Raw genomic sequence first — 14,995 nt, 5'->3', positions numbered from 1 at the left:
CCCGGCAGCCCGCGGATCTCCGCCAGCTCGACGAACCCCAGCCGCCGGTAGAGCGCCCGGTTCCGCTCGGTGGACGACTCGAGATACGCCGCCTCGCCCCGCACCGGGCCGCCCCCACCAGACCGAGCCCGACCTCCGACGATGGGCGAAGATGGTCCGGTGACCACTCCGGCGCCCGCGACGAGCATCGAACCCCGCCCCTACGACCATCCCGACGTGCAGCTGCTCGTCGAGGGGCTGCAAGAGCTGTACGTCGAGATCTACGGCGGGCGCGACGACAGCCCCATCGACCGCTCCGAGTTCGAGCTGCCGAGAGGCACGTTCGCCGTGGCCTACGCGACCGGCGAGCCCGTGGCCCTGGGAGCCTGGCGCCTGCTGCCCGACGGTCGGGCCGAGCTGAAGCGCATGTACGTCCGTCCCGACCGGCGCGGGCGAGGGCTGTCCCGGCTCGTGTTGCACTGGCTCGAACGGTCGGCCGCGGCCGCCGGCGTCACCGCGATGGTGATCGAGACCAACGTGGCCCACGACACCGCGATCCGCCTCTACGAATCGGCGGGGTACCGGCCGATCGCCGCGTACGGCCACTACGCCGACGACGCCGGCACGGTGTCGCTCGGGCGCACGCTGGTCGGCGACACCGCACCGGACGCCGCGTGACCGACGCCCCCGCCCGGACGAGAAGGAGGTGCGGTGCCGGCAGAACCGACACCGCACCTCCTCGGGTGGTCGCTACTACTCGACGGTGATCGACTGGGCCTTCATCGCGGCCACGGTCTTCTCCTGGCCCGACGTCAGAGCGTCGAGCAGGGTGCCGTCACCCGAGGCGGCCGCCCCGAAACCATCCGAGATGTCGCTGTAGGTCTGCGTCATCGTCGGGCCCCAGGTGAAGGGCTGGATGTTCTCGGCAGCCTTCGCGAAGTCCTCGTAGATGGCCTGGTCGCCGTAGAACTCGACGCCCGAGGTCAGGGCCGGCAGGTCGGCACCGGTCGTGGAGGCCGGGTAGAGGTTGGCCTCCTTGTTCAGCGCCTCGAGCGACTCGGTCGAGGTGTTCAGCCACACGAGGAACTTCGACGCCTCGGCGGGGTGCTCGCTGCCCTTGAAGACGACGTTCGACGATCCGCCCCAGGCGGCCGACGCGGACTCGCCGTCCTTCCACTGCGGCATGGGTGCGACGGCCCACTTGCCCGACGTGTCGGGGGCGCCGCTCGAGATGGTGTTGGCACCCCAGACGGCCGAGACCCAGGTCCAGTCCTGGTCGGTGTTGTACGCGTTGTTCCACTCGTCGGTGAAGCTCGGCAGGGTCGTGACGAGGTCCTTCGAGATGAGGTCCTGCCAGTAGTCGGCGACCTTGGTCGAGGCCTCGTCGCCCATGTCGACCTTCCAGGTGCCGTTGGCGGTGTCGAACCACTGGCCACCGGCCTGAGAGACCAGACCGGCGAACTGGTTCACGTCGCCCTTGGCGAAGTTGGTGATGCTGCCGCCCAGCTCCTTGATGTTCACGGCGTCCTCGGCGTACTGCTCCCACGTGGTGGGGACGTCGAGGCCGGCCTGCTCGAAGAGGTCCTTGCGGTAGTACAGCGCCATGGGACCGGAGTCCTGCGGGATGGCGTAGACGGAGTCGTCCTCGCCGAAGGTGACCTGGTTCCAGAGGCCGTCGGAGTAGTCGGCCTTCGCGGCGGAGACGCCCTCGCACGAGGCGATGTTCGCGAGGCCGTCCTGCACGCGGAAGGCGGGCAGGGTGTCGTACTCGACCTGGCCGATGTCGGGGGCGTTGCCGGCCTGCAGCTGGTTGAAGAAGTTCTGGTAGGTGCCGCTGTTGCCGTTCGGCACGATCGAGACCTTGACCTGGATGTCGGGGTTCTCCTCGTTCCAGAGGGCGACGACCTTGTCCATGTTCGGCACCCAGGTCGTGAAGTTCAGGGTGACCTTGCCGGAGGACGCCTCGCACGAGGCGGAGTCGCCGGAGGCGCCGTCGGCCCCACTGCCGGAGCTGCATCCGGCTAGGGCGATGGTCGAGACCACGGCTGCTGCCGCGATCGTGAGGACTCGGGATTTCTTCATCTGGTTTCCAATCGGAGTGCGGAGCCGGAGGGGCCGGCCACGGGAGGGAACGACGTCGTTGCCTTGCGGAGTGGAGGTCGAGGAGGTGCGGGTCGGTGGATCAGGACGGGACGAGCGGGAAGGGGACGGCTACTTGAGGCCGCCGGACCCCAGGCCGCTGCGCCAGAAGCGCTGCAGGCTGAGGAAGGCGACGAGCAGGGGGACGATCGAGACCAAGGCGCCGACGAGCACCAGGGTGCGCAGTTCGGGGTACTGGCTCACGTTGGAGTTCCAGGTGTAGAGGCCGAGGGTCACGGGGAAGAGCTCCTGCGAGCGCAGCATCACCAGGGGCAGGAAGAAGTTGTTCCAGATCGCGACGAACTGGAACAGGAACACCGTCACGAGCGCCGGCGACATCAACCGGATCGCCACCGTGAAGAAGGTGCGCAGCTCGCTCGAGCCGTCGATGCGGGCGGCCTCGACGATCTCGTCGGGCACGCTCGACGCCGCGTAGATGCGACTGAGGTACACACCGAACGGGCTCACGATGCTGGGCAGGAAGACCGCCCAGAAGGTGTCGGTCAGTTCGACCTTGCTGAAGATCAGGAAGAGAGGGAGCGCCAGAGCCGTAGCCGGCACGAGCACACCACCCAGGAAGATGTTGAACAGGGCCTCTCGACCCCAGAAGCGGTACTTGGCCAAGGCGTAACCGCACATCGCCGACAAGATCGTGCCGAGCGCGCCGGCGACCGTCGCGTAGACGATGCTGTTGAGCATCCACCGCGGGAAGATGCCGTCGTTGTAGGTGAACAGCCGGCCGACGTTCCCGACGAAGTCCTGAGCAGAGGTCGGCGAGAACCACAGGGCGGCGCTCGAGTTGAAGTTGTCGAGCGTTTTCGTCGACGACACCAGCAGCCAGAAGATCGGCACGAGGAAGTACAGCGTGAAGGCGCCCATGATCACCATGGCGGCCGTGCGCGACATCACGCTCTCGCGGGGCCCTCCGCCACGTCGGCGAGAAGGGGGCGTCGCGTCGTCGAACGACTGGGCGGGACGGATGGGAGCGTCGACGGTCACTGGTCGGCCTTCCGCTGGGTCAACCGGAGGAATCCGATCGAGAGGATGAACGTGGCGACCGCGAGGACGACACTGAATGCCGCCGCGAGGTTGAAGTTGGGCACCGACGACGTCGAGTAGACGAGCATGTTCGGCGTGAAGGTCGACGAGATGGTCGACGTGAACTGGCGGAAGACGAGCGGTTCGGTCAGCAGTTGCAGGGTGCCGATGACCGAGAAGACGGCGGTCAACACGATCGCCGGGACGACCAAGGGGATCTTGATCGAGACGGCGATGCGCCACTGCGAGGCCCCGTCGAGCCGAGCCGCCTCGTAGATCTCCGTGGGGATCGCGAGCAGCGACGAGTAGATGATGAGCATGTTGTACCCGACGAACACCCAGGTGACGACGTTGGCCACGGCCCAGAGCACCGTGCCGCCGTCGAGCAGACCGGCCCGCGACGTGACGGCCGAGAACGGCGAGAGGCTCGGTGAGTAGAGGTAGCCCCACATGATCGCCGCGATGACGCCGGGCACGGCGTACGGGGCGAAGAACGCGAGGCGGAAGAAGCGCTTGCCGCGGAGCAGTGGCGAGTCGAGCAGCAGCGCGAAGAGCAGGGCGAGCAGCAGCATCACCGGGACCTGGACGACGCCGAAGAGCAACACCCGGCCGATCGATGACCAGAACTCGGCGTTCTGGAAGACCAACGCGTACTGCGAGAGGCCGCCGAAGACCTGGGTCGGCGCGCCGAACGTGCCCTCGCGTTCGACCTTCTGCAGCGACTGGAAGACGGCGTAGAGGATCGGCGTCAGGTAGAACGCCGTGAAGAGGGCCGCGAAGGGGACGATGAAGAGTGCGATCGCCTTGCGGTACCGGAACGGCTTCCGCGCTCTCGTCGAGCGTGTGGATCGCCGCGCGACGACGGCGGTCTCGGCAGGAGTCTGGGTCACACGAGGCCTCGGCTTCTTCGGCGGGTGTCCTTCACGAACGGCCGGAGGCCCCTCGACGGCGAAGGTTCACAGAGTTTCTGTGATCGTTCCCAGACGGCGACCCGACGAATCGACGAGCACTTTCTGGGAACGTTCACAGAGCTAAGCCCACGGCCGCTGGTTTGTCAAAGCGGAGAGGCCTTCCGTGATCGTTCGGTTACCCAACCGGTCGTCGTCCCTTCGCCGCGAGGCGACGGTCCCGAGCGTCTCCGCCTCCGCTAGGGTGACCGACATGCCCGGTCCGAGATCTCCGCGTCGGCGTGCCACGATCCACGACGTGGCCGCCGAGGCCGGCATCTCCCGGGGCACCGTGTCGCGCGTGCTGAACAACGAGCCGTACGTGTCGCACCAGGCACGCGAGGCCGTCGAGGCCGCCGTCGCCAAGGTGGGCTACGTCCGCAACGCGGCCGCGCGCAACCTCGTGACCCAACGATCACGGGCCATCGCCCTGATCGTCCACGAACCGCATTCGGTCGTACTCGACGACCCGAACATCGGCAACATCTTGATCGGCACCAACGCCGTCCTGTCGCAGGCCGACCATCAGCTCGTCACGCTGATGATCGACTCCCAGCGCGACAGCGACCGCGTGGTCGAGTACCTGCGCGGTGGCTTCGTCGACGGGGCGATCATCTTGTCCGCACGGACCGGCGACCCCATCTCGCAGGCCGTAGCCGAACTCGGGCTGGCCGCCTCGTTCGTGGGCCACCCGAGCGACGCCCCCGACATCCCGTTCATCGGAATCGACAACCAGGCCGCCGCCGAGGCGATCGTGCGCCGACTCGTGTCGACGGGGCGCACCCGGATCGGCATGCTCGCCTCGGGGCTCGACCGCGACTCGGGCGAGGACCGCCTCGCAGGCTTCCGGGCAGCGCTCGGCGACGGCTACGACCCGGACCTCGTGGTGCGTCACCCGTTCTACAGCTACGCGGCCGGCGTCGACGGCATGACCGAGCTGCTCGAGCGGGACGCCCGGGTCGACGGGGTCTTCGCCGCGTCGGACGCCGTCGCCGCGGGGGCCCTCGACGTGCTCCACCGCCGGGGCATCTCGGTGCCCGGCGACCTCGGCATCGTCGGCTTCGACGACAGCTCGTGGGCGCTGCGCTGCATGCCTCCGCTGTCGACCGTGCGTCAGCCCGCCGAAGAACTGGGCCGGCGGGCTGCCCGCCAGGTCCTCGACCAGCTCGGCGGCACCGACGAGACACGCACCGGGCTGCTGCTGCCGACCGAGATCATGTGGCGCGAGAGCGCCTGATCCGGTCCCTGCTCAGGCGACCACGTTCCGAGCGGGCTGCCCGGCGAGCACCCGGGCGACGTCCTCGGCCACGGAGACGCCCATGGCGGCGTTGGCGACGTCCGTGAACGCGCCGATGTGCGGGGTGAGCAGCACGTTGGGTGCGGTGACGAGCGGGTCGTCGGCCCCGGGCGGCTCCTGGGCGAAGGCGTCGAGGGCGGCGCCCGCGAGACGACCGTCGCGCAGGGCGGCGACCAGCGCCTCCTCGTCGACGAGTCCACCGCGGGCCGCGTTGACGAAGTACGCGCCGGGGCGCATGCCCTCGATCAGACGGGCGCCGACGAGTGGTGCCGCACCGGGGGTGCCCGGCAGGTGCAAGCTGACGAAGTCCGAGCCCGTGACGACCTCGTCGAGGGAGGCGCGGCGCACCCCGGCGGCGTCCGACACCTCGGTCGGCACGAACGGGTCGAAGGCCACGACGTCCATGTCGAATCCGGAGGCGCGGCGGGCGACCGCCTGCCCGATGCGTCCGAAACCCACGAGGCCGAGCGTCCGGCCCGTCAGCTCCACGCCGGGGAAGCGATCCCACCGACCGGCGATCATCGACGCGTGGGCGGGCACCAGGTGCCGGGCGAGCGCGAGCATCGCCCCGAGGGCGAGGTCGGCGACCGCCCCCGAGTTGCTGCCGGGGGCGTTCACGACGACGACCCCGGCCGCGCGTGCGGCATCCAGGTCGATGTTGTCGACGCCGACGCCGTGCTTGGCGACGACACGCAGGGCCGGCGCGGCGGCGAAGACCGACGCGTCGACGGCGTCGAGCCCGACGACGACCGCCTGGGCACCGGTGCGGGCCAGTTCCGCCGCGAGGTCGGGGGCCGAGAGCGGGTGCGTCCCCTCGGGAAGGCAGACCTCCAGGTCGGCGGCGACCAGCGCCTCCCACGGTCTCGGCGACTGCTGACCGAAGCTCGGCGTGGTCACGAGCACGCGGGGCGCACCCGTCGACCCCGCCCGCTCGGGACGCGTGGTCTCGACCCCGCTCACGAGAACTCCACGCCGACGACGGTGAGCACCGTGTAGACGCCGACCGCGGCGACCGCGATGCTGCTGAAGGTGAGGGCGATCGTCCAGAAGGCCGAGCGGCGGAACCGCCGCGGCACCGAGCGGCGCAGCTTCCAGACGGCGATCACCACCGCGAGCAGGAACACGCCCCCGGCGACCCCGCCGATCTGGACCATCAGCACGGGCGACTTGATCACGAGGAAGCTCGCGGCCCAGATGACCGGCATGACGACGGTGAGCACCCGGATGATCCGGAGTCGCGTCGTGACGTCCTCCCAGCGGTAGAAGCCCAGGATCGCGAGCGTGTTGGACCACAGCCGGGGCACGGACGCCGTCGAGGCGACGAGCGTCGAGAACAGGACGAAGAACACCCCGACCAGGAACACCCAGTAGCCGGCCGTGCCGAGGGTGTCGGAGTACATCCGCGACAGGGTCACGATCATCTGGTTGCCCTCGGGGACCAGACCCTGAGGGTTCAGCACGGCGGCGCCGATCACGTAGAACGACAGGGTGCAGAGCGTGCAGATCACCCAGGAGACGAGCACGTCGAGCCGCATGACCTTGATCCAGCCCTCGGCTCGGCGGGCGCGCTCCTCGGTGCCGTCGTCGGGCCCGGTCCAGCGGGCGTATCCCTTCTCGAGGCACCAGTAGGTGTAGGTCGTCATCTCGTCGGCACCGACGCCGGTGATGCCGAACATGGCGATGGCGAAGCCGATCGCACCGGCCGGGAGTGCGAACGTGAGGCCGGTCGCGAGGTCACCCCCGTCGTAGCCGAACGGGGTGAGGGGCAAGCCGACCGCGAGAGCCACCGTGATGAGCGTGAAGAGCACGACCGACACCAGCGAGATCCGCTCGACCATGCCGTAGCGGCCGGAGAGCATCAGCGTCACCGCGGCCACGAGCACCACGACCGTCCAGAACCAGAGGGACGGGGTGCTGAGAGGCTCGCCCGCCACCGGCACCATGATCGAGAGACACGCCACGGCACCACCGATGATGCCGCCGCGTTGGAGCACCTTGGCGAAGTCCATCAGGATCCACAAGAAGTTGATCCACCCGCCGCGACCCGTCCGGGGTCCGACCTCGCTGAAGCCCTGCAGCGCGGTCTTGCCGTGGAGGATCGCCCACTGCGCGAGTTCCATCTGCACCCAGACCTTCACGCCCGTGCTGACGATGACGAGCCAGAGCAGGACGAAGCCGGCCTTCGAGCCCAGCGCCGTCGTCGTGATCAGCTCGCCCGAGCCGACGACGGCCGCCGAGAGGATCAGGCCCGGCCCCAGGTAGCGGAACCGCTGGAGGAACGTGCCGGGAGACGCCGCCACGTCCTCGGGACGCAGTGCGTACGGGTCACGCACGTCGCCGGACGGGACGGGCCGTGACGTCGCGTCGGCCGCGACGGTGGGGGGCAGGTCGGTCGTCGGCGGGCCGTTCTGGCTCGTGTTCACGGTGTCTCCCTTGACAGTCGGAATCGATCGAGCATGTCATGACCTGCGCGGTACGCGCAAATACCCATGCGTGATCTGCGCGATAACGTCAAGTTGAACGTGCAGCGCCGGCCCCGGCCGTGCGTCGTCACACCCCCTCTCGCGTCACCTAGGCTCGAGCGGCGACATCCGCCGCGCATCGCTCGGCTCCCCGGCCACCACCACCCGGAAGGTCCTTCATTGCGTTCTCGATCACCCTTCTCGCCCTCGGGCTCGTCGGTATCGTCGGCGGCGTCCTGATCGTCCGTCGGCGAGACGACGGCAGCGCCGTGCCCGGCGTGGCGATCATCGCGCTGGGAGCGGTGGCGACTCTGCTCGCGGTCGCACTCCTGGCACTCCCGGGCCCGGCCTAGCGCCCGACCGGCGTCGAGGCGACACCCACGATTGTCCTCAATGACGAATCGATCGACCTGTCCACACCCGACGAGCTACGCGCAGCGTTAGTCAACGCTGTCACCGGCCGCCCATGACGTTCCAGGCCCGAGAGACGAGCCTTGAACGGGCACTAGTCGCGAAGCCGATGTACAGCTGGGTTGCGGACGCAGCTCAGACCCCGCTGATGGCGAGGTTCCTGGGTTCACTCAGATTCCCCGTCAGGAATCCCCTATCGGAACACAGAACGGCCGGCCCCGCTCCAGGGTCGGCCGTTCTGAATTTGTCAGCAGGCCACGACATCCACCTAACCGAGGGTTGCTTCCGAGTGGCCTAGTGTGTCGTCCAGCCGCCGTCGATGACGAGTTCCTCACCGGTGACGTACTTGGCCTCATCGGAGGCGAGGTAGAGCATCCCGTAGCCGATGTCGTTCGGTTCGCCGACGTGAGGCGGCAAGGGCACCTCACCGCCGAGCTGCTCTGCCATGGTCTCCATCGTCATGCCCGCGGCAGCGGCTAGACCAGTGAAGACCGAGCCGGGGTGGATGGAGTTGACCCGGATGCCGTCTCCGCCGAACCACTGGGCGGCGTGCTTTGTCAGGGAGCGGACGGCGCCCTTCGAGGCGGAGTAGGCCGCGCCTCCAGCGTCCGCGACACCGCCGACGATCGCGGCGATGGAGGAGACGTTCACGATCGACCCGGCGCCCTGTCGCTGCATGTGCGGGATGACGGACTTCATGCCGAGCCAGACGCCGGTGGTGTTCACGGCCATGACCTTGTTCCAGTCGTCGAGCTCGGCCTCGAGGATGCCCTTGGCGATGTGGATGCCGGCGTTGTTGACGAGCACGTCGACGCGCCCGTGCTCCGTGACCACCTGGTCGACGACGGCCGCCCACGAATCGGGCGACGTGACGTCGAGCACGATCGCGGTGGCCCGGCCGCCTCGGTCACGGATCGCGGCGGCCTCTCGCTGCAGCGCCTCCTCGGAGACGTCGGTCAGGACGACCGTGGCGCCCTCTTGTGCGAATAGCTGGGCTCCGGCGAGTCCCATGCCGCTGGCGGCGCCGGTGATGATGGCGACCTTGTCGCTGAGTCGTGCCATGTCGTTCCTTCTTCCTGTCGCGAGGGGGTCAGATGAGGTTCGGGCGGCGGATGCTCTCCGCGCCTCCGTCGATGAAGACGATCTGACCGGTGACGTGCGTGTTCTCCGCGCTGGTGAGCCAGGCGAGGAGGGCCGCGGGTGCCGCGGGAGGGGCGGCGGGGCCGTTGAGGGGCGACGGCGCGCCGGCGTCGAGGGCCGCCCGCCCTTCTGCGGTCTGCAGCGCAGCGGCGGTCATGGGCGTCTCGATGACGCCGGGGGCAACGGCGTTCAGGGCGATGCCAGCACCGGCCCAGTCCCCGTCCGCGGCATGGGTGCGGACCCACTGGGCGATGGCCTTCTTGGTGGTGGAGTAGATGTCGCTCGACCCGGCGGCGTTCGTCGTCGTGCCGATCCGCTCCGCCTCGGCCCGCGCACCGGGCTCGTCATCGGCGATGAGGCGCTCGTAGAGGGCGTCGTCGACCTCCTCGAGGGCCGCGAGCGATGCCACGACCACGGCGCGCGGGGCGTCTGAGCTGGCGAGCAGTGGGCGGAGTCCCTCGAGCGTGGCGACGGCGCCGAAGTAGTTGACCCCGACGGTGACGGGGCTCGCCGCGACGAGGCCGGCCACGGCGATGACGCCGTCGATGGTGCCGGCGCGCTGCTCGACCTCTCGGACGAGCGCCGTACGGCCGTCGTCGGTGCTGAGGTCGACGGTGATGTCGGCGTCCTTGATGTCGACCCCGATCACGGTGTGGCCGTCGGCCCGGAGTCGTTCGGCGGTGGCCTTGCCGATGCCGGATGCGGTTCCGGTGATCACGTAGGTCCTGCTCATGGTGTTCCCTTTCGTCGTCGTTGACGTCAGCGCACCGGGGAGGCGCGCGAGCTCCGCCGAGGCCGGCGGAGAAGCGGTGGGTTAGGCGGTTCCGACCAGCCAGTCCGGCATGACGGCCACCAGGCGTTCGGCCATCGCGTCCTGTCCGGCCGGGGCGTCGTCGCGCAGCCAGCCGGTGAGCAGGGCGATGGCGCCCCCGGCAACGAACCGCGCGGCATCTTCGTGGACGACGTGCGCCGGGACGCGTTCGCCGAGGGCGGCCATGGTGGCGAGCACCTGTTGCGCATAGGCGGAGACGACGCTCTCGTGGACGCGACCCGAGAGGCGCCACTCGAGCGATGCCCGGTAGAAGGCAGAGCGCTGGCCGATGTGAGCGACAAGCCGACGGTTCGACGCGCGCGCCAACGTCCAGAGGTCTGCATCCGGAGCTTTGCGCCCCTCGAGGTCGTCGAGCCCGATGTCGCGGAACGTGTCGACCAGCATCGCCACGGCAAGGTCGTCGAGGTCAGCGAACTGGGCATAGAACGAGCTGCGGCTCACCCCAGCCGCCCTCGCGACGGCGTTGACCGTGATCTCACCCTGCGGGTCGGCGACGAGCTTCTCGACGGCACCGACGATCGCAGCACGCGTCCGCGCGGGTCGGGGGTCCGTCGCTCGTTCCGGTGGGCTGTTCTGCACGGCTCCATCCTACGACTTTTCATGCAACTGTCGGAAAAGTCGCTGCTTGGACTGGACGGGGCATGCGTGAGGGGATCGAAGACGAAGAGGCGAACGCGAGACGGACCGGGCTGGCTGGGCGGGGCCGGCTGGCCAAGGCGTTCGCTCAGCGATTCCCTATCAGACGCTGTGTCTACCTGCTCGACACCTCGTCCGTGGCGGCACGGGAGAGAGGAAAGGCGCGGTCCAGGCGAGGGCTGAGGACGACGAGGAACAAGAACATCGACAGCAGCCACCCGGCGACCCAGTAGGCGGGAATCGAGAAGATCGCGACGTTCGGCACGACGTCGGTGGCGACTGCGACGACGACGGCGATGGTGAAGAGAACGCCCACCCCGTAGTACAGAGCCCGGAAGCCCTCCTCGACACGGCCCCGCCGTTCCTGCTGGCGAGTCGTCCGCTCGTCGAGGGCGGCGACCGAGCGGCCGTAGTCGTCCTCGGCGACAGTGACGAAGAGATCACGAACCGGGACACCGAACGCCTTCGCCACTCGCGACAGCGTGTCGAGGCTCCCGTCGTTGCCCGCCTCGAGCCTCTGGACGGTGCGGACCGTCACGCCGCTCTCGTCTGCGAGGCGCTCCTGGGTCCAACCCATCTGGGTTCGAAGATCGACGATGCGTGTCTCGTTCATGCACCTCACACTAAGAACGCGCAGCCCCAGGGTCCACGACATCGACCCGACACGCACCTGACACCTTCACGACAGATCACCTCGAGACGCTGGTCCCGATCGCCACCGCAGCCGCAGCCAGCGGTCACAGAGTGGGTCCGATCAGCGATCCTCTATCGGGCGAGATCACTCCGCCGGTGAGAACGGGACGTCTCAACCTTTCTGGCGCGAAGCGCAGCGACATGGCCGGCGGCCAGTGCAGCGCCGGCGAGGAGCAGCGCAACGAAGGACGTCACTCCGGAGCCTGGCCCACCACGGTTCACGGCGAGACCAATGAGGCTCACGCAGATCGACAGTGCCGCAAGGGGGGTCAGGGCCCAGGTGGCGGCACGACGTGATGCATCAGTGTCGACGGCCTGCAACCTGAACAGGCGCAGCGCCTCGATAGGACTCGTGCGGGCGTGCGGCGCCAACAGCGCGAGTGCGGCGGCCGCGACAGCGGCAAATGCGATCACAGTCCAAACGGTCATGAAAAAATCCCCCTCTGACGTCCCACGCTAATGACTAGCCCGAGGGCTGTCACCCACATGCTCCCCGCCCTCACACACACCGGACATCACAGTCCGGGCCTGAGATCGTCGTGGACCTTGCCGCACACGGAGACGGCGGCCGACTCATGGTCTTCGGCGCAGGCTCACCAGTAGCTGCCGACGACGTGCACGGTCAGCCCGTTCAGTGTGGCGTTGGCATAGACGAATCGGGGGTCGGAGAAGGAACCCAGGATGGGGCCTATGTTTGCGCCCTCGATCTCTGCCGTGACCTCGGCCGCAGTCATCCCTTGGGGGCGGAGCTACGAAGAAAGTTGACCCGGAGGGCAACGACACCGACCCCGATCGCGACCCGCTTGATCGACGGAACAACGCCCCTGGTGGGCTCAGCTCAGCCAGTCCGTGGCCACGCTTGTTCTCGCAGGTTTGGCCTTGCCTACGGCCTGAGCTACCGGGCGCCTCTCGAGGAGATCTAGCCCATTCTGGGGATGCGCCCCGGTGCCGCGCTTCTTACTCTGATGACATGCAAGGGGCAGTTGTCACGGGTAGCCGAGCCGCCAGGTGCGGACTCATCCTGATGGCCCTGACGGCGGCGTCCATGATCGCAACGAGGTCGACGGGGCACAGCGAGGCCAGTTTCGTGCTGCTCCTGCTCGAGCTCGATCTCCTGTGGATGACGTTGCTCGTCACCGGGGTCATCCTCCGCCGCCGGGGTGAGCCCCTCCGGGCTGGCTGGCAGCGCATCGCCCGAGCGCTCCCACCTGCTCCCATCGCGCGTGCCATCGGGCACGAGGTCGCGGCCCTTCGAGCCCTAGCGTGGGTGGCGCGGCGACGACCTCCGACGGTTCCGATCGGCGCGCTGCCTGTGCCTGCGAAGAACGGGACGTTGGTTCTCCCGGCGGCCTTCATCGCGGCAAGCGGCGTCGAGATCGCGGTGCTCCACCTCGTTCTCCCGTACCCGGCTCTCGCCACAGCGCTGACGGCACTGAGTGTCTACGGTGTCGTCTTGTTGCTCGGTTTCATTGCTGTCAGGTGGCAGCACCCGCATTATCTGACCGAGACCGACCTCGTCATCCGCACGGGCCACCATGTCGTCGCTACGGTGCCCCGAAAGGACATCGCGTCGGCCCGCGTGCATCACGACGGGACGACGACGTCCCCGGCAGTTGAGGGAACGAGAGCGCGCATCGCAACCCTCGCGGGATGCAACATCGCGGTCACCCTCAGCGCACCGGTTTCGCTTCGCCTGAACGCCTCACCCCGCTCGAAGGCCCATCGCGTGACGGAGCTGCGCTTCGCAACCGACGACGCGACAACCGTGATCGACGCTCTACGACGAGATCACGACCGCTGACCGGTCATCGATCCTCCAACGCGCACTAGGCGCGAAGCCGATGTACGGCTAGGTTGCGGACGCAGCCCAGACCTCGCTGTGAATGGCGGGGTTCCTGGGGTCGCTCAGGTTCCGCGTCAGGGATCTCCATCTGGGACAGCCTCTGAAGCGATCGACGAGCCATCTCATGACAGGATCTGCACCGCACCCCTCGCGCTCGTGTGCCTTACCGCAGGCCTCATCGGCCTCTGTGCCGGCGTGTTCCTCATTCGGAATCGCGCGGTCGTCAGTACGAAGATCAGCGTCGCCGCCAGCGTAGTGATCGTCATCGGATCGCTGGTACCGCTTCTGCTCGGTGCTGTGGTGCTGCTGGTGACGGTCGAGCCGGGCATCTCCATCTCTTAGCTGGTCATCGACGCTCTCGAAAGGACCCCTGTGGCGTTCTCCCGACCTTGATCATCGTCGGCGCTCTCGGCGTAGTCGGCGGCATCTGGCTGGCGATGGACAAGCGCGCAGCGAGCGTCGTCGGTGGCGTGATCATCGCGCTGCTCTCCCTGGTGCCGATCCTCGTCGGGGTGGTCTTCCTCACCTGGGACACTTCCGTCTGACGAGTCATCCGCAGGGCGCACCCCTCTCGGGCGCCAGACGGACGCGTCCGTGGTCGCAGTCATCGAGGATGAGCAGATGGACGAGTACGCCCCGCCCCGCCTCGGCCGGCAGCTGCTTCTGCTCGTCGGCCTGTGCTTGGTCATCGGGCTCATCGTCGCGGGTGTCGTGGCAGCGCCGATCATCGCGGTGAACACGAAGCTAAACGAGCCGGGCGAGTACGGCGTCTGCAACCCCTTCTCCACGCGCTGCCACGACGTGCCGCTCGAGACCATCAGCGCCGTGACAAGGGTGGATTTCCCCGAGGGGGCCAAGGTCATCGCCTCAGGGGCCGTGGAGCATTCGATGCTGGGCATGGGTATCGAGTACGTCGAGGGCGCCGTCGAGGTGCCCGACGGCTGGGTCATCGAGCAATTGCCGGACAGCCCCGGGTACTCCACGGAGGTCGAGCAGGAGCTCCTGGACCTCGGGGCCGAGTCGATCGTCGTCTCTTCGGAGAGGCGGGGCTACCTCCAGTACGGCCAGGGACAGGTCGGCGGCCAGAACGTCGTTGCGGTCTGGACGCGCACCAACCGCTAAAAAACCGGCACGCCCGATGCCCCGCATTACCCCAAACGCCCTGCGAGCTGCGGCCCGCAAGGGAAGCCCCTATCGGGCTCGCGCTGAGGGATCGAGGCACCAGGAATGCGCCTATGGTCGAGCGATGTACGACCCAATCCCAACGCGTCTTAAGCCCTTGTGGTGGGAAGGCCTCGCAGGGGTGGGTTACGCGCTCGTCGCGGTCAGCGGGAGCATTCTGCTCTACAACTTCGTCCAGGACGATCGATCGGCCGCCTGGCGCTGGACGCTGCTGGTCGCCGTCATTGTCGCGCTCTTTGTCGGTGCCGTCCTCTTCTCCAAGTGGGCAGGTAGGCACCGCCGTGCTGTACGCCAGCCATCGAGGGTCGAGGCGACACCTCCCCAGTCTTCCTAGGGATTGCCGATGGGACACTCCACGAGGCCACTTGGACGTGCAACTCGTCGGGCTCGAGGTGA

General features: G+C 68.3%; 17 protein-coding genes. 7 read left to right on the top strand and 10 right to left on the bottom strand.

Going from position 1 to position 14,995, the window contains the following annotated elements; translation table 11 throughout:
* The first annotated feature begins 159 nt into the window (after positions 1-159).
* The gene (locus HRF36_RS10020; RefSeq protein ID WP_217271108.1) at positions 160-657 is read left to right on the top strand and encodes a GNAT family N-acetyltransferase; all 498 of its coding nucleotides are present in this window, start codon (positions 160-162) and stop codon (positions 655-657) included.
* A 75-nt stretch (positions 658-732) separates the two neighbouring features.
* Here HRF36_RS10020 and HRF36_RS10015 read toward each other — a convergent pair whose 3' ends face one another.
* From HRF36_RS10015 to HRF36_RS10005, 3 genes are all read right to left on the bottom strand, one after another.
* Positions 733-2,061: an ABC transporter substrate-binding protein gene (locus HRF36_RS10015; RefSeq protein ID WP_173209368.1), complete on the bottom strand. Its 1,329-nt coding sequence runs from the start codon at positions 2,059-2,061 to the stop codon at positions 733-735.
* A 129-nt stretch (positions 2,062-2,190) separates the two neighbouring features.
* Entirely contained in the window at positions 2,191-3,024 is an 834-nt protein-coding gene (locus tag HRF36_RS10010) for a carbohydrate ABC transporter permease (RefSeq protein ID WP_043596471.1), read from the bottom strand.
* A gap of 89 nt (positions 3,025-3,113) precedes the next feature.
* Positions 3,114-4,046, bottom strand: a complete 933-nt coding sequence (locus tag HRF36_RS10005) for a carbohydrate ABC transporter permease (RefSeq protein WP_173209366.1) — start codon at positions 4,044-4,046, stop codon at positions 3,114-3,116.
* A 271-nt stretch (positions 4,047-4,317) separates the two neighbouring features.
* On the opposite strand from HRF36_RS10005, the gene HRF36_RS10000 reads away from it, so the two are divergent.
* On the top strand, positions 4,318-5,340 hold the full coding sequence (locus HRF36_RS10000) for a LacI family DNA-binding transcriptional regulator (RefSeq protein ID WP_173209364.1): 1,023 nt from the start codon (positions 4,318-4,320) through the stop codon (positions 5,338-5,340).
* Between the two features lie 12 nt (positions 5,341-5,352).
* Here HRF36_RS10000 and HRF36_RS09995 read toward each other — a convergent pair whose 3' ends face one another.
* The 7 genes from HRF36_RS09995 to HRF36_RS09965 all read right to left on the bottom strand — a co-directional run bounded on the left by HRF36_RS09995 (position 5,353) and on the right by HRF36_RS09965 (position 12,003).
* The gene (locus tag HRF36_RS09995; RefSeq protein WP_217271107.1) at positions 5,353-6,360 is read right to left on the bottom strand and encodes a phosphoglycerate dehydrogenase; all 1,008 of its coding nucleotides are present in this window, start codon (positions 6,358-6,360) and stop codon (positions 5,353-5,355) included.
* On the bottom strand, positions 6,357-7,823 hold the full coding sequence (locus HRF36_RS09990; RefSeq protein WP_217271106.1) for an Nramp family divalent metal transporter: 1,467 nt from the start codon (positions 7,821-7,823) through the stop codon (positions 6,357-6,359). The genes HRF36_RS09995 and HRF36_RS09990 overlap by 4 nt, the downstream gene beginning before the upstream one ends.
* 744 nt (positions 7,824-8,567) lie before the next feature.
* Complete coding sequence (locus HRF36_RS09985) at positions 8,568-9,335, bottom strand: SDR family NAD(P)-dependent oxidoreductase (RefSeq protein WP_173209362.1); 768 nt, start codon at positions 9,333-9,335, stop codon at positions 8,568-8,570.
* 28 nt (positions 9,336-9,363) lie between these two features.
* Positions 9,364-10,146 carry an SDR family oxidoreductase gene (locus HRF36_RS09980; RefSeq protein WP_173209360.1) on the bottom strand — a complete coding sequence of 261 codons (783 nt, stop codon included), beginning with the start codon at positions 10,144-10,146 and terminating at the stop codon, positions 9,364-9,366.
* Between the two features lie 81 nt (positions 10,147-10,227).
* Positions 10,228-10,824, bottom strand: a complete 597-nt coding sequence (locus HRF36_RS09975) for a TetR/AcrR family transcriptional regulator (protein WP_173209358.1) — start codon at positions 10,822-10,824, stop codon at positions 10,228-10,230.
* A gap of 172 nt (positions 10,825-10,996) precedes the next feature.
* Positions 10,997-11,494: a helix-turn-helix transcriptional regulator gene (locus tag HRF36_RS09970; RefSeq protein ID WP_173209356.1), complete on the bottom strand. Its 498-nt coding sequence runs from the start codon at positions 11,492-11,494 to the stop codon at positions 10,997-10,999.
* A gap of 152 nt (positions 11,495-11,646) precedes the next feature.
* The gene (locus HRF36_RS09965; RefSeq protein ID WP_173209354.1) at positions 11,647-12,003 is read right to left on the bottom strand and encodes a hypothetical protein; all 357 of its coding nucleotides are present in this window, start codon (positions 12,001-12,003) and stop codon (positions 11,647-11,649) included.
* 658 nt (positions 12,004-12,661) lie between these two features.
* Here HRF36_RS09965 and HRF36_RS09960 point away from each other — a divergent pair.
* The 5 genes from HRF36_RS09960 (at position 12,662) to HRF36_RS09940 (ending at position 14,933) form a co-directional block, all read left to right on the top strand.
* Positions 12,662-13,375 carry a hypothetical protein gene (locus HRF36_RS09960; protein WP_217271105.1) on the top strand — a complete coding sequence of 238 codons (714 nt, stop codon included), beginning with the start codon at positions 12,662-12,664 and terminating at the stop codon, positions 13,373-13,375.
* A gap of 237 nt (positions 13,376-13,612) precedes the next feature.
* Entirely contained in the window at positions 13,613-13,759 is a 147-nt protein-coding gene (locus HRF36_RS09955) for a hypothetical protein (RefSeq protein WP_173209350.1), read from the top strand.
* A gap of 47 nt (positions 13,760-13,806) precedes the next feature.
* On the top strand, positions 13,807-13,962 hold the full coding sequence (locus tag HRF36_RS09950) for a hypothetical protein (RefSeq protein WP_173209348.1): 156 nt from the start codon (positions 13,807-13,809) through the stop codon (positions 13,960-13,962).
* A gap of 49 nt (positions 13,963-14,011) precedes the next feature.
* Positions 14,012-14,539: a hypothetical protein gene (locus HRF36_RS09945; protein WP_173209346.1), complete on the top strand. Its 528-nt coding sequence runs from the start codon at positions 14,012-14,014 to the stop codon at positions 14,537-14,539.
* Positions 14,540-14,663: 124 nt separating this feature from the next.
* Positions 14,664-14,933 (top strand): hypothetical protein, encoded by a 270-nt coding sequence (locus HRF36_RS09940; protein WP_173209344.1) that lies wholly within the window; start codon positions 14,664-14,666, stop codon positions 14,931-14,933.
* The last annotated feature ends 62 nt before the right edge of the window (positions 14,934-14,995 follow it).

Source organism: Frigoribacterium sp. VKM Ac-2836, assembly GCF_013248995.1.
GTDB lineage: Bacteria > Actinomycetota > Actinomycetes > Actinomycetales > Microbacteriaceae > Frigoribacterium.
Note: the sequence above shows the minus strand (reverse complement) of the source record. Positions and strands in the feature narration are given on the sequence as shown.